This is a genomic window from Pseudomonas sp. Irchel s3h17 (assembly GCF_900187505.1).
Lineage (GTDB): Bacteria > Pseudomonadota > Gammaproteobacteria > Pseudomonadales > Pseudomonadaceae > Aquipseudomonas.
The window spans coordinates 87,693-103,903 of sequence record NZ_FYDL01000014.1; the positions used below are offsets into that span (position 1 = coordinate 87,693).

Below are 16,211 nucleotides of genomic sequence, written 5' to 3' on the forward strand. Positions count from 1 at the left end.
CGGGCCACTCTCGCCAGCAGCATCACGGCGTTGAATGCAGGTAAACTGACCACCTTTCCTACAGGAGCCTGTCATGAGCGAGCCAACACCCGGCACCCACGAAAACGACGACAACGACGAAGAGGCGTTCGCCGAAACCACTCTGATCGAAGCGATCGAAAACCAGATCGAGAGCGACAACCCGCCAGCGGCCAAGGCGACCTTCAACAAGTTGACCCTGGTGGGTTACGAGCGCGAAGAAATCCTCAACCTGATGGCCCACGTACTGGCCGTTGAAATCGACGCAATCCTCGAAGAAGACCGCGCGTTCGACACACAATGGTATGAAGCCGCACTGCGCGCCCTGCCCGAGTTGCCGCCGGAAAAGAAGTAAACAGCCCCTTTTACGGGCGAGTTGCAACGGGAAGGGGGCTCTCTCCCCTCCCCACAGGGTTTTACATCGCCAACCCTGCCCGGGACTAAAAAGCCTGTTGCGAGCACTGGACATGCCGGCCGAGTGCGTTCACCTTAGGTGACGCTATCGTCCCAATTCCTAGAAAGTCTGGAGTCCCTATGTCGCTTACCCCTGAGTTGGTTGCCGAACTGGAAATCCTTGCGCTCTTCAACCTGGACAGTTCCCAGGAAGGTTTGAAAATTCATCAGACCGCAGCCCCGAAAGCCATTGCCGCCGCACAACGACTGTTCGAAAAAGAACTGATCGACCAACCCGATGGCGGTTACCTGACCAGCCTGGGTCGTGATGCCGCGCAGCACGCGCAGAGTCTGCTGACCATCCTGTCCGTCGAAGAAACCGCATAACCCCCTCTGTATCGCCCACGGGAACCCCTCTACGGGATTTCCGCGGGCAAGCTGTCGCCCGTCGATAGTAATTTGACGCCAGAAACCAACAATCAGCTTAAAAGTCATGGGCGCGAGGCTGTAAACTGGCCCTCGACCTGAGACTTTCCCACATTCGTTGACTGCGAGCCGGTTTGAGCTGACATGACCCGCACCCATGAAATTCGCCCCGATCTGGACGAGGGAATCGACCGCAAGGTTCTCAGTCAATTACGCGCGCGCTTTCTGAAACTCAATGACGGCCGCCTGGCCCGCGCCATGGAAGGGCTGTCGCCACGCCAGCAAACGGTGCTGACGCTGTTGCCGCTGTTTTTCCACGTCAATCATCCCCTGTTGCCCGGCTATGTTTCTGGCAGCACGCCCGCGGGCTTGTCGAATTACGAACCCGACGCTCCAGCCCTCGCCGAAGCTCAACGCCTGACGCGCTCCTTCTCCTACAAGGCCCGTCACGGCAACCCGCCACGCCCCATTCACGGCCTGTTCCTGATGGGCAGCCTCGGCACACTGGCCCAGGCGGACCAGAGCGACATGGACCTGTGGGTCTGCCACGCCCCGGACCTGAGCGAAAGCGAACTCGCGGAGCTGGGTAAAAAGTGCCAATTACTGGAAGCCTGGGCCGCCAGCCAAGGCGCCGAAGCGCATTGCTTTCTGATCGACCCGCAGCGTTTCATACGCGGCGAACGGGACAAGCCGCTCAGCTCCGAAGACTGTGGCACCACCCAGCATTATCTGTTGCTGGATGAGTTCTACCGCACCGCGATCTGGCTGGCCGGGCGCACACCCATCTGGTGGCTGGTGCCGGTGTACGAAGAAGCCGGTTACGACCTGTACACCCATACCCTGCTGTCCAAGCGTTTTATCCGTGCCGATGAAGTCCTCGACCTTGGCCACCTGGCGCATATTCCGCCCGGCGAGTTCATCGGTGCCGGCCTCTGGCAGTTGTTCAAAGGCATCGAGTCGCCCTACAAGTCAGTACTCAAATTGCTGCTGACCGAGGTCTACGCCAGCGAACACCCGCACGTCGAATGCCTGAGCCTGCGTTTCAAGCAGGCGGTGTTCGCCAATCGCCTGGACCTGGATGAGCTGGACCCCTACATCGTGGTCTATCGCCGTATCGAGGAATACCTCGCGTCCCGCGGCGAGCCGGAGCGCCTTGAGCTGGTCCGGCGCGCCCTGTACCTCAAGGTCAACCGCAAGCTCACCGGCAACAATGGCCAACGCAACAGCAGCTGGCAGCGCCTGTTGCTGGAGAAACTGGCCCACGAATGGGGCTGGGACCGCCGACAGCTGGCGATGCTCGACAGTCGCAGCCAATGGAAGGTCCGCCAGGTCGCCGCCGAGCGCCGCGCGCTGGTGAACGAACTCAACTACAGCTACCGCTTCCTGACCCAGTTCGCCCGCACCGAACAGAGTGTCAGCCTGATCAACAAACGCGACCTCAATGTGCTGGGCCGCAGGCTGTATGCCGCCTTCGAACGCAAGGCCGACAAGATCGAGTTCATCAACCCGGGCATCGCCCCGGACCTTGCCGAAGACACCCTGACACTGGTCCAGTCGGCGAACAAAAAAGAGCCCGGACAGACCCATTGGGGCCTGTACAACGGCAACCTGGGCAATCTGGAGTGGGAGCATTTCGCGCCGATCAAACGCTGTCGCGAACTGCTGGAATTGCTGACCTGGTGCCACCGCAATGGTGTGATCGACAGCAGCACCCGCCTGGCGTTGCACCCCGGCAGCAGCGACCTGAGCGAATTCGAGCTATTCAATCTGCTGGGCAGCGTGCAGCAGACTATCGCCCTGCCGTTGACCGACGTCAGCGAGGAGCAACTGCTGCGCGCCAGCGTGCCGAGTGAAGTGCTGATCCTGGTGAATGTGGGCATCGATCCGCTCAAGCATCACCGCGACCTGAACATTCTGATGACCACTGAACGCACCGACTCGCTGAGCTATGCGGGCGTGCGCGAAAACCTGGTACTGACCCTCGACCAGGTCACGCTCAACAGCTGGAACGAAGTGTTGGTCAACCGCTACGACGGTGCTCACGCCCTGCTCGACTGCCTGCGCGACTACCTCAACGCCCTGCCCAAGGGCCCTCGGCAGCCACAGCTGCGGGTGCATTGCTTCTGTCACAACCGCGCGCAGTTCATCGCCCGGCGCGTGGAGGACATCCTCGATACTGCGCAGAATCTGTTACTCAGCCACCTCAATCATCGCTACCTGATCCAGGTCCAGCAGCATTACCACGTGCTGGAACTGGTGCCCGGCCAGGTCCGCCACGTGGCGCTGAACAACCTGTCGGCGCTGCTGGATTACCTGGGCAAGGAGCGGACCGACTACAGTCCGTTGCACCTTGACCCGATGGCGCTGGAAGACCAGGACCTGGCGCTGATCCTGCCCATGGGCCAGCCCGGCTGCATTCAGGTGTTCTACCGCACCCTGGACACCGGTGCCGAGCTCTACGTGCTGGATGAGTTCAACGCCCTGTGGCAACAGCGCCAGCCCTATCACGATGAGCAGAGCCTGTTGGTGCCACTGCAACGCTTCCTGCAGTCGATCCTGTATCGCCGCGAGGCATTACTGCCCATGGACACCGCACAACCGGTGGCCCCACTGGAGGTGGTGTACTGCCAACTGCTGCCATCAGGCAGCGGACGGGCACGCCGGGTCGAACCACGGCCAGCGCCCCGGACACCGGTGGACAAAGCCTTCTATGATGTCCAGGCGATCATCGGCAAAGCCGCTCCCGGGAAGGTGCAGGTCACTCTCTATTGCAATCAGCGGGAGTTCAGCGAACTGGAACACGGCGACCAGCTCTATGCCGTGGTGGCGCAGGAGATTGTCGGGCAACGCCGAGAGACCCAACGCTACCGCTGCTACATCACCGACCTGGACCTGTCGGGTGTACTCGGCGATGGCCAGGGCTCAAGCAATCTTTACCTGCGCTACAAGGCAGACCTGGAGCGCGCTTTGAACAAGGCGCTCGGACAGGCCTGAGAAAACGTCAGACCGGGAAATCACCGCCATTGGCAGGCTGCGACTCGACTTCCAGCAGGGTCAACTTCAGGGTCTTGCCACCCGGTGCCGGCCAGTCGATGTGCTGCCCCACCCGCAGACCCAGCAGGGCGCTGCCGACCGGTGCAAGAATGGAAATCCGGCCTTCGTCGGCATTGGCATCCTTGGGATAAACCAGGGTCAGGTGATAGTCCTTGCCACTGCTTTCTTCACGGCAATGAACGCGCGAGTTCATGGTCACGACATCGGCAGGCACTTCATCGTGACCGACCAGGGTGTCGGCGCGATCCAGTTCGGTTTGCAGCGCGATAACGCCCGGCAACGAATCGTCCAGGGTCTCGATCAACCGCTCCAGACGTTGCACGTCAAGGCGGGTAAGGATGATGGAAGGTGCGGTCATGATTCAGGCAGACTCCTTTCTTCTGCACAAAAAAGCAAAACCCCGCCAAAAATAGACGGGGTTTTCACGCGCCTCGATGGGTTGAGGCGTAACCGGACACTATCACAGCTCAAAAAATATACAAGCCATGGACTCCAGGCCACAGTGCCTGGTCAGACTGAAGACTTTCGCTCGGCCGCCTGGTCACAGATCACCCGGCGGCGCTCGTCGTCGGCCGAACGCCACTCGCGAATATCTTCGACATGACGAAAGCAGCCCAGGCAAACCTTGTGCTCATCCAGCCGGCAAACGCCGGAGCACGGCGACGGCACCGCCCCGCTGACATTGCTGTACAGCGGCTTGGGTGGGCGAACGGGGACGGGCTGGGTCACGGAATCACAGGCCTTCGAAATCGAGCTTGGTGCCAGCTTGCTCCCAGACGATGCGCTCAAGCATTTCACCCAACTGCTCTTCAGACTTGTCGCACATCCAGCGCTCGCTTTCTTCGTCGTAGTCGAAGTGGAAGCCACCGGAGACTGCCGCCAGCCACAGCTGACGCAAGGGTTCCTGACGACTGAAAATCAACTGGCTGCCGCCTTCGAACTTGACGGTGAGTACACCGGCCGAGCTTTCCAGATCTACATCCAGGCCACTCTCGTCGAAAACATCCTCCAGCGTCTGCTGGGTAGCATCGACCAGATCGTGGAAACGGGCTTCAGTCAAACTCATTGCGGCAACCTCAAAAAGTGTCTACTTACGCTCAAGCGCCGCAAGATACGGGCGCGCCCGGGTGATTGCAAAGGATACCGACCAAGCGCCGAACGCAATGAGGGGAAAACCCGGGCACCACCTGCCAATAGATTAGACGCCTCTGGCAAAGCCCCGCCGGACGGGTGGCCCGTCGCATAGGCAAGCTGCCGGGTGGCCGGTATACTCCGGCGCAATTAACGCATTTTCAAGGATTTCGCCATGAAGCGCCTGATCTCTTCCCTTGCTGCGCTCGCTTCGCTCGTCGCTTTTACCTGCTTATTATCGGCCTGTGGTCAAAAAGGTCCGCTGTATCTGCCCGATGACAGCCAGTCCCCTGAAGAGCAGGCGAAGTCGTCGCAGTCCAAAGCGCACCAGCACGACACCACGAACAGCACCAGCACCAGCACCTACTAAGGGAACATCATGGACGCTTTTAACTACCGTGACGGGGAGCTGTTCGCGGAAGGTGTTGCCTTGTCCGCCATTGCCGAGCGCTTTGGCACGCCTACCTACGTTTACTCCCGCGCGCACATCGAAGCCCAGTACCTGGCCTACGCCGATGCGCTGGCGGGCACGCAGCACCTGGTCTGCTTCGCGGTCAAGGCCAACTCCAACCTGGGTGTACTGAATGTCCTGGCGCGCCTGGGCGCCGGTTTCGACATCGTCTCCCGTGGCGAGCTGGAGCGCGTGCTGGCCGCAGGCGGTTCGGCGGACAAGATTGTATTCTCCGGCGTCGGCAAGACCCGCGACGACATGCGTCGCGCCCTGGAAGTCGGCGTGCACTGCTTCAACGTCGAATCCACCGACGAACTGGAGCGCCTGCAAGTAGTGGCCGCCGAGCTGGGTGTTCGCGCACCGGTTTCGCTGCGCGTGAACCCGGACGTCGATGCTGGCACCCACCCGTACATTTCCACCGGCTTGAAAGAGAACAAGTTCGGCATCGCCATCGCCGATGCCGAAGACGTCTACGTACGCGCCGCGCAATTGCCGAACCTGGAAGTGATCGGTGTCGATTGCCACATCGGCTCGCAACTGACCACCCTGCCGCCATTCATTGATGCCCTCGACCGCCTGCTGGCGCTGATCGATCGCCTGAGCGATTGCGGCATCTACCTGCGCCACATCGACCTCGGCGGCGGCCTGGGCGTGCGTTATCGCGACGAAGAGCCGCCATTGGCTGCCGACTACATCAAGGCCGTACGCGAGCGTCTCGACGGTCGTGACCTGGCGCTGGTGTTCGAGCCGGGCCGCTTCATTGTCGCCAACGCCGGCGTACTGCTGACCCAGGTCGAGTACCTCAAGCACACCGAACACAAAGATTTCGCCATTGTCGACGCGGCCATGAACGACCTGATCCGCCCGGCCCTGTACCAGGCCTGGATGGACGTCAGCGCCGTGCGCCCTCGCGAGACCGCAGCCCGCGCCTACGACATCGTCGGCCCGATCTGCGAAACCGGCGATTTCCTGGCCAAGGACCGTCAGCTGGCGCTTGAAGAAGGCGACCTGCTGGCCGTGCATTCGGCCGGTGCCTACGGGTTTGTCATGAGCTCCAACTACAACACGCGCGGCCGTTGCGCCGAAGTGCTGGTAGATGGCGACCAGGCAGTTGAAGTGCGTCGCCGCGAGACGGTAGCCGAGTTGTTTGCTGGCGAAAGCCTGCTGCCGGAGTAATCCCATGCTGCTGCGTTTTACCAAGATGCACGGCCTGGGCAATGACTTCATGGTCCTCGACCTGGTCAGCCAGCACGCACACATCCTGCCCAAGCACGCCAAGCAATGGGGCGACCGGCACACGGGTGTCGGTTTCGACCAGCTGCTGATCGTCGAGGCGCCGAGCAACCCGGACGTGGACTTCCGTTACCGGATCTTCAATTCCGATGGCTCGGAAGTCGAGCAATGCGGCAACGGTGCGCGCTGCTTCGCGCGCTTTGTGCTGGACAAGCGCCTGACGGCCAAACGGCAGATTCGTGTCGAGACCAAGAGCGGCATCATCGAACTCGATGTCCGCAACGACGGTCAGATCAGCGTCAACATGGGCGCCCCGCGCCTGGTGCCGGCCGAGATCCCGTTCCAGGCCGACGCGCAAGCGACAAGCTACAAGGTCGAGGTCGACGGCCAGACCGTCGAACTGGCCGCCGTTTCCATGGGCAACCCCCATGCCGTATTGCGCGTGAACGACATCAACAACGCGCCGGTGCATGAACTGGGACCGAAAATCGAACATCACCCGCGCTTCCCGGCCCGGGTCAACGTCGGTTTTCTCCAGGTCATCGACCGCAACCGGGCGCAATTGCGCGTCTGGGAACGCGGTGCCGGGGAAACCCAGGCCTGCGGTACCGGTGCCTGTGCGGCAGCAGTGGCCGCGATCAGCCAGGGGTGGATGGATTCGCCGCTATTGATCGACCTGCCCGGCGGGCGCTTGTCCATTGAGTGGGCAGGCCCGGGCCAACCGGTGATGATGACCGGTCCGGCAGTACGCGTATATGAAGGACAAGTGCGTCTTTGAGTGAGCCAAATCCATGACTGATCAGCCTCAGGTTCCAGCCCCACAGCCCGACGAATCCCCTTCCGAAAGCCTGGAGGCGGCGGCGATTGCCGCGTACCTGGAGGCTCATCCGGATTTTTTCGTCGAACACGATGACCTGCTTTCGGTCTTGCGCATTCCGCACCAGCGCGGCGATACCGTCTCGCTGGTCGAGCGGCAGCTGAAGATCCTGCGCGAACGCAACATCGAGATGCGCCACCGCCTCTCGCAATTGATGGATGTCGCCCGCGACAACGATCGACTGTTCGACAAGACCCGCCGCCTGATCCTTGCCCTGATGGACGCCAGCAGCCTGGATGACGTGGTCATCAGCGTCGAAGACAGTCTGCGCCAGGACTTCCAGGTACCCTTTGTCAGCCTGATCCTGTTCAGCGAAGAGCCGTTGCCGGTTGGGCGCTCGGTGACCGCGGCCGAGGCCCAGAAAGCCATCGGCGGCCTGCTCTCGGAAGACAAGAGCGTCAGTGGCAGCCTGCGTGAACACGAGCTGGACTTCCTGTTTGGCGAAGAGCAACGCAAGCAAATCGGCTCTACCGCCGTGGTTACCCTCGGCGGCCTGCAGGGCGTGCTGGCCATCGCCAGCCGTGATCCGCAGCACTACAAGAGCTCGGTGGGTACGCTGTTCCTCGGCTACATCGCTGAAGTCATGGGTCGCGTGCTGCCACGGGTCAACACCACCCTGCGCTCGGTACGCTGATCATGGAACGGCAACTGGACGCCTACTGCGAGCATCTGCGCAGTGAGCGCCAGGTGTCGCCCCACACCCTTGAAGCCTATCGCCGTGACCTGAACAAGGTTCTCGCACACTGCAACAAACAAGGCATCGGCGATTGGGCCAGCCTGGACATCCAGCGCCTGCGGCACCTGATCGCGCGCCTGCACTCGCAAGGCCAGTCATCGCGCAGCCTGGCCCGCCTGCTCTCGGCGGTACGCGGCCTCTACCACTACCTGATCCGCGAAGGCCTGTGCGACCACGACCCGGCCAACGGCCTGGCGCCCCCCAAAGGTGAACGCCGACTGCCGAAAACCCTCGACACCGACCGCACCCTGCAACTGCTCGATGGCGCCGTTGAAGACGACTTCATGGCCCGCCGTGACCAAGCCATCCTGGAGCTGCTCTACTCCTCCGGCTTGCGCCTGTCGGAGCTGACCGGGCTCAATCTCGACCAGCTGGATCTGGCGGATGGACTGGTGCAAGTGCTCGGAAAGGGCAGCAAGACCCGGGTACTGCCCATCGGCAGGAAGGCCCGTGAAGCCCTGGCGCTATGGCTGCCGCTGCGCGAACTGGCCAACCCGGTAGACGATGCGGTGTTCGTCAGCCAGAAAGGCCGGCGGATTGGCTCGCGGGCGGTCCAGGCTCGGGTCAAGGCCGCCGGCGAGCGCGAGCTGGGGCAAAACCTGCACCCGCATATGCTGCGACATTCCTTCGCCAGCCATTTGCTGGAATCTTCCCAGGACCTGCGCGCCGTGCAAGAGTTGCTCGGTCACTCGGACATCAAGACCACGCAGATCTACACCCACCTGGACTTCCAGCACCTGGCCTCGGTCTACGACAGCGCCCATCCACGGGCCAAACGCATCAAAGGCGATGAGCAATGACCCTCCAACTGATCACCTTCGACCTCGACGACACCCTGTGGGACACCGCCCCGGTCATCGTCAGTGCGGAAGCCGTACTGCGCCAGTGGCTGGCCGAGCATGCCCCCAGCCTGGGCGCCTTGCCGGTGGACCACTTGTGGGCCATTCGCGAGCGCGTGCTGAGCAGTGAACCCCAGCTCAAGCATCGCATCAGCGCCCTGCGCCGACGGGTACTGTTCCACGCCCTGGAAGAAGCCGGCTACACCCACGAGCGAGCGCTTGAGATGGCCGATCAAGGCTTCGAGGTGTTCCTGCAGGCGCGGCATCAGCTGGACATCTTTCCCGAGGTGCAACCAACGCTGGAGATCCTGGCCAACCACTATGCCTTGGGTGTCGTCACCAACGGCAACGCCGACGTACGCCGATTGGGGCTGGCGGACTACTTCAAGTTTGCCTTGTGCGCCGAAGACATCGGCATCGCCAAGCCCGATGCACGGCTGTTCCACGAAGCCCTGAAACGGGGAGGTGCAACCGCTGCAACCGCCGTGCATATCGGCGACCACCCGGGTGATGACATTGCCGGTGCGCAGCAGGCGGGGTTGAGGGCGATCTGGTTCAACCCGGCAGGCAAGCCCTGGGAGGCCAGCCAGGCGCCGGACGCCGAGATTCGTTGCCTGACCGAATTGCCGGCGTTGCTGGCACGCTGGAACTCAGCACCCTGACTGCCTGAGAACCGCTTTTGTGGCGAGGGAGCTTGCTCCCGCTGGCCCGCGAAGCGGGTCTAAAACCAGCGCACGCGTTTTTCAAGTAGCCCGCGATACCCGGATTGCGACTGCTACGCAGCCGAGCGGGAGCAAGCTCCCTCGCCACCGGTCTTGCGATCAACTCCCTATTTCCTTACCCCCATGAAAAAGCCCGCAGCGACGGCGGGCTTTTTCAGCAAGCACAGGGCAAGTCCTTAGATAGGACGGCTGCCGTACTTGTTATCTGGCTTCTTTGGTGGATCAGCCACCACGTTGGCCTCTACTTCCTGAACCTTGCCGCCTTTGGCCAGGAACTCTTCCATCGCGCGCGCCAGGGCATCACGCTCTTTGTTCTTGGCTTCAACGCTCGGCAGTTCGTCTACCGACACAGCAGCCTTGGCCTTGCCTTTGGCTGCCGGGACCGGAGTGTCGTCACCGCCATCGTCGTCAGCAACGTCTTCGACTGCTGCTTCAAGGCCTTCTTCGGTCTCGTCTTCGTCGCCTACTTCGAGGTCGTCGTTTTCCAGATCATCGTCGCTCATGTTCTACCTCATGACTTGCGAAAAGCAGATTAGTTATAGCCCAGCTTCGTCGTCTGTCGACGACTGCCAGAAAAAATTCAACATCCGCTGGTAACCAGCGGTTTATGCCCCTTCACCGTGCACGGTGGCGAGGACTTTGCGAGCACCGCCTTGATCACGGTGCTCGCCCAGATAAACACCTTGCCAACTACCTAACGCCAATCGGCCCGCCGTGATCGGCAAACTCAACTGACAGCCTAGCAAACTGGCCTTGAAGTGCGCCGGGAGGTCGTCCAGGCCTTCGTCGTTATGCTCATAGCCGGCTGCGCCTTGTGGGATCAGCCGGTTGAAAAACCGTTCGAAGTCGCGGCGTACCGCCGGATCGGCGTTCTCGTTGATGGTCAACGACGCCGAGGTATGCTGCAGCCACAAATGCAACAGACCCACCCGACATGCCTTGAGTTCAGGCAGGCCGGCGAGCAACTCGTCCGTTACCAGATGAAAGCCCCGAGGCCTTGCCCGCAGGGTAATCAGAGTCTGTTGCCACATACAGTTCTCCGCACGTTCGGGGCGCATTCTAGCGCGCTCTGGGAAAAAACAAAGAGCCTAATATTCCTGCAATGCTGTAAGCCATCGACCCTACAAAATCGTTTGGCGCAAAGGCTACAAAATACGCCTGAAAAAACCTTTCAGCCCGCTCCTCACGGTCAAATGCCAGGCAGAAAAAAGCCCGGCAAGCCGGGCGATTTCTTTGCGTTGGCTTACAAGTTGTAGCCACGCTCGTTGTGTTGTGCCAGATCGAGGCCAACCGCTTCTTCCTCTTCGGTAATCCGCAGCCCCATGACCGCATCCAGCACCTTGAGAATGATGAAGGTCGCGATGGCGGTGTAGATCACCGTGAAGCCCACGCCTTTGCACTGAATCCAGACTTGTGCGGCGATGTCGGTCACGGTGCCGAAGCCACCCAGCGAAGGGGCCGCGAATACACCGGTGAGGATGGCGCCGAGGATACCGCCGATCCCGTGTACGCCAAAGGCGTCGAGGGAGTCGTCATAGCCCAGTTTGCGTTTCAGGGTCGTGGCGCAGAAGAAGCACACCACACCCGCCGCCAGACCGATCACCAGGGCCCCCATCGGACCCACGGTGCCCGCGGCTGGAGTAATGGCCACCAGGCCGGCGACGACACCCGAGGCGATACCCAGGGCGCTGGGTTTGCCGTGGGTCAGCCATTCAGCCAGCATCCAGCCCAGGGCAGCAGCGGCGGTCGCGATCTGAGTGACCAGCATCGCCATGCCGGCGGTGCCATTGGCCGCCAGGGCGGAGCCGGCGTTGAAGCCGAACCAGCCCACCCACAGCATCGCAGCACCCATCAGGGTGTAACCCAGGTTGTGCGGAGCCATGGGGGTGGTCGGGAAGCCTTTGCGCTTGCCCAGTACCAGGCACGCCACCAGGCCGGCAATACCGGCGTTGATGTGCACCACGGTGCCGCCCGCGAAGTCCAGCACGCCCCAGTCCCACATCAGGCCGCCGTTGCCCGACCAGACCATGTGGGCAATCGGTGCGTAGACCAGGGTGAACCACACGCCCATGAAGATCAGCATGGCGGAGAACTTCATCCGCTCGGCAAAGGCACCGACGATCAGCGCAGGGGTGATGATGGCGAATGTCATCTGGAAGGTGATGAACACCGCCTCAGGGAACAGTGCCGTCGGCCCTGTCACGCTCGCTGGCGTGACACCGGCGAGGAACGCCTTGCCCATGCCGCCGACGAACGAGTTGAGATTGACGACGCCCTGCTCCATGCCGGTGGTGTCGAACGCAATGCTGTAGCCATAAATGACCCACAGGATGCTGATCAGACCGGTAATGGCGAAGCACTGCATCATCACGGAAAGAATGTTTTTGGAGCGCACCATGCCGCCGTAGAACAACGCGAGGCCTGGAATGGTCATGAAAAGCACAAGGGCAGTAGCGGTCAACATCCAGGCGGTGTCGCCGGCGTTGAGGACCGGGGCCGCCACTTCGTCTGCCGCCATGGCCAGGCTGGGCATTACGAAGGACAACAGGGCGCCTAGCCCTGCGAATTTACGCAGAGTCATATTGTTTTCTCCTGGGGCGTTGGGGTTTGGCGGCTTAGATTGCGTCGGTATCGGTTTCGCCGGTACGGATGCGAATAGCCTGTTCCAGATTGACCACGAAGATCTTGCCGTCACCAATCTTGCCGGTGTTGGCCGCCTTGGTTATCGCCTCGATAACCCGGTCAAGATCCTTGTCGTCGATGGCGACATCGATCTTCACCTTGGGCAGGAAATCGACCACGTACTCCGCGCCGCGATACAGCTCGGTGTGACCCTTCTGCCGACCGAAGCCTTTGACCTCTGTGACGGTAATGCCCTGCACGCCGATCTCGGACAACGACTCGCGTACGTCATCCAGTTTGAACGGCTTGATGATGGCAGTGACTAGCTTCATGAAAACTCTCTCCCGAATTGGTGGACTTGCCCCAGGAAAACAAACCCGTCTCAAGTCTAAGCGCAGTGCCTGGCTTTGTAACGCATCGTCGGCCTTACCTGCCCGACTGACGCCAGTTAACCGCTCCTGACGAAACTCCCCGCTCCGCCTGCCGCACTGCATTCGTCACAGCGACTGCATCAGTGCATGGGTTACTCAAGTCTTAGCAGAAAGCTTGCCATCTCCTGAAAAGTCACTGATTTCAATCTCTTGCCTGCGACCGTGAACGCTTGCCCCGATTCCCCCTCATCGATACGCACAATAACAGTGCGCCGACGGGCGGCCATGTGCACGAAAACCGTGCGGCCCGGTGCGCACAAATGACCATAGACGCTGCGTGATACACTGCCAGCCATCAGTTTTAAGGACCCTTACCATGCTCGCGCCCAAAGACCTCCTCGACGCCCTGAGCGGCCACGCCTCCCGCCTGTTCAGCGGCGAAACCCCGCTGCCGAAAAGCGAAATCGAAAGCCAGTTCAAAGCCCTGCTGCAAAGCGGCTTCAGCAAACTGGACCTGGTGAGCCGGGAAGAATTCGACAGCCAGATGGTTGTACTGGCGCGCACCCGGGCACGGCTGGAGAGCCTTGAGGCAAAAGTGGCGGAACTGGAAGCGAAGCTCAACCCGCCCGCCGAGTGAGCCCCTTACAGTAGGAGCAGCCGCTCGATGCTCGAGCGCTCGCGATGGGCGTCAACGATTACGCGTGCTGTCTGAATAGACGCGACGCTCTTGCGTTCATCGCGAGCGCGCTCGCGCCTACAAATGTCCCCCCGCCCGCAACATTCTGCGAACGTTTGCCCGCCCTCGCGCAGCGCTAAAACACCCCCGCGCAACTACCCTTGAACAACCGCAGGAAGCGGCTTTCTTTCGCTCAAGGAATGACCATGTCCCTCTCTATCGTCCACAGTCGCGCCCAAGTGGGCGTCGAGGCGCCTGCCGTTACCGTCGAAGTCCACCTGGCCAATGGCTTGCCGTCGCTGACGATGGTCGGCTTGCCCGAAGCGGCGGTGAAGGAAAGCAAGGACCGGGTGCGCAGTGCGATCATCAATTCAGGGCTGCAGTTTCCGGCGCGGCGCATCACGCTGAACCTCGCCCCTGCTGATTTGCCGAAGGATGGCGGGCGGTTCGACCTGGCGATAGCCTTGGGAATCCTGTCGGCCAGCGTGCAAGTGCCGACGTTGACCCTCGATGATGTGGAGTGCCTGGGAGAGCTGGCACTTTCCGGTGAGGTGCGGGCGGTTCGCGGGGTATTGCCGGCGGCTCTCGCGGCGCGCAAGGCCGGACGCGCGCTGGTGGTGCCGTGGGCGAATGCCGAGGAGGCTTGCCTGGCCTCCGGACTGAAGGTGATTGCGGTGAATCACCTGCTGGAAGCGGTCGCGCACTTCAATGGTCACACGCCCGTCGAACCCTATACCTCCGATGGCTTGCTCCATGCCAGCAAGCCCTATCCCGACCTGAATGAAGTGCAGGGCCAGATTGCGGCCAAGCGGGCGTTGCTGATTGCTGCCGCGGGGGCGCATAACCTGTTGTTCAGCGGGCCACCGGGCACGGGAAAAACCTTGTTGGCGAGTCGTTTGCCAGGGCTGTTGCCCCCCCTGGCGGAGAGCGAAGCACTGGAAGTGGCGGCGATTCAATCGGTCGCCAGTTGCGTGCCCTTGAGTCATTGGCCGCAACGGCCCTTCAGGCAACCCCATCACTCGGCTTCCGGCCCGGCGCTGGTCGGCGGCGGCTCGAAACCACAGCCCGGCGAAATCACCCTGGCCCATCACGGCGTGCTGTTCCTGGATGAGCTGCCGGAGTTCGACCGCAAGGTATTGGAGGTGTTGCGCGAGCCGCTGGAATCCGGCCAGATTGTGATCTCGCGGGCCCGGGATCGCGTGCGTTTCCCCGCCCGCTTCCAGTTGGTGGCGGCCATGAACCCCTGCCCCTGTGGCTACCTGGGCGACCCCAGTGGCCGCTGTTCCTGCACGCCGGACATGGTCCAGCGCTACCGCAACAAACTCTCCGGCCCCCTGCTTGACCGCATCGACCTGCACCTGACCGTCGCCCGCGAGGCCACCGCGCTCAACCCCGCCATCCAACCCGGCGACAACACCGCCAGCGCCGCCGAGCGCGTCGCCCACGCCCGGGAGCGCCAGCATAAGCGCCAGGGTTGCGCGAACGCCTTTCTCGATCTACCCGGCCTGCGCCAGCACTGCAGATTGTCCAAGGCTGACGAACACTGGCTGGAAAGCGCCTGCGAACGGTTGACCCTGTCCCTCAGGGCGGCCCATCGCTTGCTCAAGGTCGCGCGCACCCTGGCGGACCTTGAACAGGTGGAGCACATCCAGCGCGAACACCTGGCCGAGGCACTGCACTATCGACCTTCGAGCCAGTGAACGGCGCACCGGCTCAGTCCAGGCGCTGGACGTCCGGCAGCTCCATGGCCTGAACTTCACCCTGCAGGAAGTCACTCAGACGACGCAAACGCTCGCCTCCCGGACGGGTTTTCGGCCAGACCAGATAGTAATTCAGGCCGCTGGCAACAGCGGTCGGCCACGGCAGGCTCAAGCGCCCTTGAGCCACGTCCTCGGCCACCATCAACAAGTCACCCATCGATACGCCATACCCACGGGCGGCGGCAATCATCCCCAGCTCCAGGGTGTCGAACACCTGCCCGCCCTTGAGCGACACCCGCTCGGACAGGCCCATGCGCTCCAGCCAACTGCGCCAGTCGCGGCGATCCGGGGTCGGGTGGAGCAATTCGGTACTGGCCAGGCGCTCGACGTCCCAGGGCTGATCGTTCAACAGGTTCGGCGCGCCCACCGGGATCAACAACTCCGGAAACAGATAACTGGCTTCCCAGTCTGGTGGAAAATGCCCATTGCTCAGCAATACGGCACAGTCGAAAGGCTCGTGATTGAAGTCCACCGAGTCGATATCCATCCAGGCGCTGGTCAACTGCACCTCATTACCCGGCTGCAGATGCCGGAAGCGACTCAGACGCGCCAGCAGCCAGCGCATGGTCAAGGTCGAAGGGGCTTTCATGCGCAAGATGTCGTCTTCGGCGCGCAAGGTATTGCAGGCCCGCTCCAATGCACCAAAACCTTCGCGCACCCCCGGCAACAGCAACCGTGCGGCCTCAGTCAATTGCAGATGGCGTCCGCTGCGTTGAAACAACCGGCAGGCAAAGTGATCCTCCAGCGTGCGTATATGTCGGCTGACGGCACTTTGGGTGATCGACAACTCTTCGGCGGCGCGGGTAAACGAACTGTGTCGCGCGGCGGCTTCGAATGCGCGAAGGGCATACAGCGGTGGAAGACGACGAGACATCGATAGAGCTCCTGCAACGCAATGGGCC

At 61.7% G+C, this 16,211-nt stretch carries 19 protein-coding genes; 11 read left to right on the forward strand and 8 right to left on the reverse strand.

The window, feature by feature from the left end:
- Positions 1-73: 73 nt before the first annotated feature.
- The 3 genes from CKW25_RS20295 to CKW25_RS20305 all read left to right on the forward strand — a co-directional run bounded on the left by CKW25_RS20295 (position 74) and on the right by CKW25_RS20305 (position 3,831).
- Positions 74-373, forward strand: coding sequence for a hypothetical protein (locus CKW25_RS20295; protein WP_095081917.1), 300 nt, complete (start codon positions 74-76; stop codon positions 371-373).
- A gap of 179 nt (positions 374-552) precedes the next feature.
- A complete protein-coding gene (locus CKW25_RS20300; protein ID WP_095081919.1) occupies positions 553-798 on the forward strand; it encodes a TIGR02647 family protein in 246 nt (81 codons plus the stop codon).
- 183 nt (positions 799-981) lie between these two features.
- Positions 982-3,831 (forward strand): class I adenylate cyclase, encoded by a 2,850-nt coding sequence (locus tag CKW25_RS20305; protein WP_095081921.1) that lies wholly within the window; start codon positions 982-984, stop codon positions 3,829-3,831.
- A 7-nt stretch (positions 3,832-3,838) separates the two neighbouring features.
- Here the strand turns inward: CKW25_RS20305 and rnk are convergent, their stop codons facing one another.
- The 3 genes from rnk to cyaY all read right to left on the reverse strand — a co-directional run bounded on the left by rnk (position 3,839) and on the right by cyaY (position 4,957).
- Positions 3,839-4,249 carry a nucleoside diphosphate kinase regulator gene (gene rnk, locus CKW25_RS20310; protein ID WP_095081924.1) on the reverse strand — a complete coding sequence of 137 codons (411 nt, stop codon included), beginning with the start codon at positions 4,247-4,249 and terminating at the stop codon, positions 3,839-3,841.
- 152 nt (positions 4,250-4,401) lie between these two features.
- Positions 4,402-4,620 carry a DUF1289 domain-containing protein gene (locus CKW25_RS20315; RefSeq protein WP_095081927.1) on the reverse strand — a complete coding sequence of 73 codons (219 nt, stop codon included), beginning with the start codon at positions 4,618-4,620 and terminating at the stop codon, positions 4,402-4,404.
- A 4-nt stretch (positions 4,621-4,624) separates the two neighbouring features.
- Positions 4,625-4,957, reverse strand: a complete 333-nt coding sequence (gene cyaY, locus CKW25_RS20320) for an iron donor protein CyaY (RefSeq protein ID WP_095081928.1) — start codon at positions 4,955-4,957, stop codon at positions 4,625-4,627.
- Between the two features lie 240 nt (positions 4,958-5,197).
- On the opposite strand from cyaY, the gene CKW25_RS20325 reads away from it, so the two are divergent.
- From CKW25_RS20325 to CKW25_RS20350, 6 genes are read left to right on the forward strand one after another with little or no spacing between them, the layout of a single operon-like run.
- The gene (locus tag CKW25_RS20325; protein WP_095081930.1) at positions 5,198-5,392 is read left to right on the forward strand and encodes a lipoprotein; all 195 of its coding nucleotides are present in this window, start codon (positions 5,198-5,200) and stop codon (positions 5,390-5,392) included.
- 9 nt (positions 5,393-5,401) lie between these two features.
- The gene (gene lysA / locus CKW25_RS20330; protein ID WP_095081932.1) at positions 5,402-6,649 is read left to right on the forward strand and encodes a diaminopimelate decarboxylase; all 1,248 of its coding nucleotides are present in this window, start codon (positions 5,402-5,404) and stop codon (positions 6,647-6,649) included.
- Positions 6,650-6,653: 4 nt separating this feature from the next.
- Positions 6,654-7,484, forward strand: a complete 831-nt coding sequence (dapF, locus tag CKW25_RS20335) for a diaminopimelate epimerase (RefSeq protein WP_095081934.1) — start codon at positions 6,654-6,656, stop codon at positions 7,482-7,484.
- A gap of 13 nt (positions 7,485-7,497) precedes the next feature.
- Positions 7,498-8,217, forward strand: a complete 720-nt coding sequence (locus CKW25_RS20340; RefSeq protein ID WP_095081936.1) for a DUF484 family protein — start codon at positions 7,498-7,500, stop codon at positions 8,215-8,217.
- Between the two features lie 2 nt (positions 8,218-8,219).
- On the forward strand, positions 8,220-9,119 hold the full coding sequence (gene xerC, locus CKW25_RS20345; protein ID WP_095081938.1) for a tyrosine recombinase XerC: 900 nt from the start codon (positions 8,220-8,222) through the stop codon (positions 9,117-9,119).
- Entirely contained in the window at positions 9,116-9,820 is a 705-nt protein-coding gene (locus CKW25_RS20350) for an HAD family hydrolase (protein ID WP_095081940.1), read from the forward strand. The genes xerC and CKW25_RS20350 overlap by 4 nt, the downstream gene beginning before the upstream one ends.
- A 236-nt stretch (positions 9,821-10,056) precedes the next feature.
- On the opposite strand, the gene sutA is transcribed toward CKW25_RS20350, so the two are convergent.
- The 4 genes from sutA to glnK all read right to left on the reverse strand — a co-directional run bounded on the left by sutA (position 10,057) and on the right by glnK (position 12,834).
- A complete protein-coding gene (gene sutA, locus CKW25_RS20355) occupies positions 10,057-10,383 on the reverse strand; it encodes a transcriptional regulator SutA (RefSeq protein WP_095081942.1) in 327 nt (108 codons plus the stop codon).
- Positions 10,384-10,485: 102 nt separating this feature from the next.
- Positions 10,486-10,911 carry a secondary thiamine-phosphate synthase enzyme YjbQ gene (locus tag CKW25_RS20360; RefSeq protein ID WP_095081944.1) on the reverse strand — a complete coding sequence of 142 codons (426 nt, stop codon included), beginning with the start codon at positions 10,909-10,911 and terminating at the stop codon, positions 10,486-10,488.
- A 212-nt stretch (positions 10,912-11,123) separates the two neighbouring features.
- Positions 11,124-12,461, reverse strand: coding sequence for an ammonium transporter (locus CKW25_RS20365; protein WP_095081946.1), 1,338 nt, complete (start codon positions 12,459-12,461; stop codon positions 11,124-11,126).
- Between the two features lie 34 nt (positions 12,462-12,495).
- A complete protein-coding gene (gene glnK / locus CKW25_RS20370; protein ID WP_002555808.1) occupies positions 12,496-12,834 on the reverse strand; it encodes a P-II family nitrogen regulator in 339 nt (112 codons plus the stop codon).
- A 415-nt stretch (positions 12,835-13,249) separates the two neighbouring features.
- Here glnK and CKW25_RS20375 point away from each other — a divergent pair, with 415 nt between their 5' ends.
- Together CKW25_RS20375 and CKW25_RS20380 are read left to right on the forward strand one after the other, a co-directional pair.
- Positions 13,250-13,510 (forward strand): accessory factor UbiK family protein, encoded by a 261-nt coding sequence (locus CKW25_RS20375; RefSeq protein WP_095081948.1) that lies wholly within the window; start codon positions 13,250-13,252, stop codon positions 13,508-13,510.
- 245 nt (positions 13,511-13,755) lie between these two features.
- A complete protein-coding gene (locus tag CKW25_RS20380; protein WP_095081950.1) occupies positions 13,756-15,249 on the forward strand; it encodes a YifB family Mg chelatase-like AAA ATPase in 1,494 nt (497 codons plus the stop codon).
- 13 nt (positions 15,250-15,262) lie between these two features.
- Here CKW25_RS20380 and CKW25_RS20385 read toward each other — a convergent pair whose 3' ends face one another.
- Entirely contained in the window at positions 15,263-16,183 is a 921-nt protein-coding gene (locus CKW25_RS20385) for a LysR substrate-binding domain-containing protein (protein ID WP_095081952.1), read from the reverse strand.
- Positions 16,184-16,211: the final 28 nt, after the last annotated feature.

Coding starts and splice junctions, on each gene's coding strand:
- CKW25_RS20295 (WP_095081917.1), top strand. CDS start 74: ATGAGCGAGCCAACACCCGGCACCCACGAAAACGACGACAACGACGAA.
- CKW25_RS20300 (WP_095081919.1), top strand. CDS start 553: ATGTCGCTTACCCCTGAGTTGGTTGCCGAACTGGAAATCCTTGCGCTC.
- CKW25_RS20305 (WP_095081921.1), top strand. CDS start 982: ATGACCCGCACCCATGAAATTCGCCCCGATCTGGACGAGGGAATCGAC.
- rnk (WP_095081924.1), bottom strand. CDS start 4,249: ATGACCGCACCTTCCATCATCCTTACCCGCCTTGACGTGCAACGTCTG.
- cyaY (WP_095081928.1), bottom strand. CDS start 4,957: ATGAGTTTGACTGAAGCCCGTTTCCACGATCTGGTCGATGCTACCCAG.
- CKW25_RS20325 (WP_095081930.1), top strand. CDS start 5,198: ATGAAGCGCCTGATCTCTTCCCTTGCTGCGCTCGCTTCGCTCGTCGCT.
- lysA (WP_095081932.1), top strand. CDS start 5,402: ATGGACGCTTTTAACTACCGTGACGGGGAGCTGTTCGCGGAAGGTGTT.
- dapF (WP_095081934.1), top strand. CDS start 6,654: ATGCTGCTGCGTTTTACCAAGATGCACGGCCTGGGCAATGACTTCATG.
- CKW25_RS20340 (WP_095081936.1), top strand. CDS start 7,498: ATGACTGATCAGCCTCAGGTTCCAGCCCCACAGCCCGACGAATCCCCT.
- xerC (WP_095081938.1), top strand. CDS start 8,220: ATGGAACGGCAACTGGACGCCTACTGCGAGCATCTGCGCAGTGAGCGC.
- CKW25_RS20350 (WP_095081940.1), top strand. CDS start 9,116: ATGACCCTCCAACTGATCACCTTCGACCTCGACGACACCCTGTGGGAC.
- sutA (WP_095081942.1), bottom strand. CDS start 10,383: ATGAGCGACGATGATCTGGAAAACGACGACCTCGAAGTAGGCGACGAA.
- CKW25_RS20360 (WP_095081944.1), bottom strand. CDS start 10,911: ATGTGGCAACAGACTCTGATTACCCTGCGGGCAAGGCCTCGGGGCTTT.
- CKW25_RS20365 (WP_095081946.1), bottom strand. CDS start 12,461: ATGACTCTGCGTAAATTCGCAGGGCTAGGCGCCCTGTTGTCCTTCGTA.
- glnK (WP_002555808.1), bottom strand. CDS start 12,834: ATGAAGCTAGTCACTGCCATCATCAAGCCGTTCAAACTGGATGACGTA.
- CKW25_RS20375 (WP_095081948.1), top strand. CDS start 13,250: ATGCTCGCGCCCAAAGACCTCCTCGACGCCCTGAGCGGCCACGCCTCC.
- CKW25_RS20380 (WP_095081950.1), top strand. CDS start 13,756: ATGTCCCTCTCTATCGTCCACAGTCGCGCCCAAGTGGGCGTCGAGGCG.
- CKW25_RS20385 (WP_095081952.1), bottom strand. CDS start 16,183: ATGTCTCGTCGTCTTCCACCGCTGTATGCCCTTCGCGCATTCGAAGCC.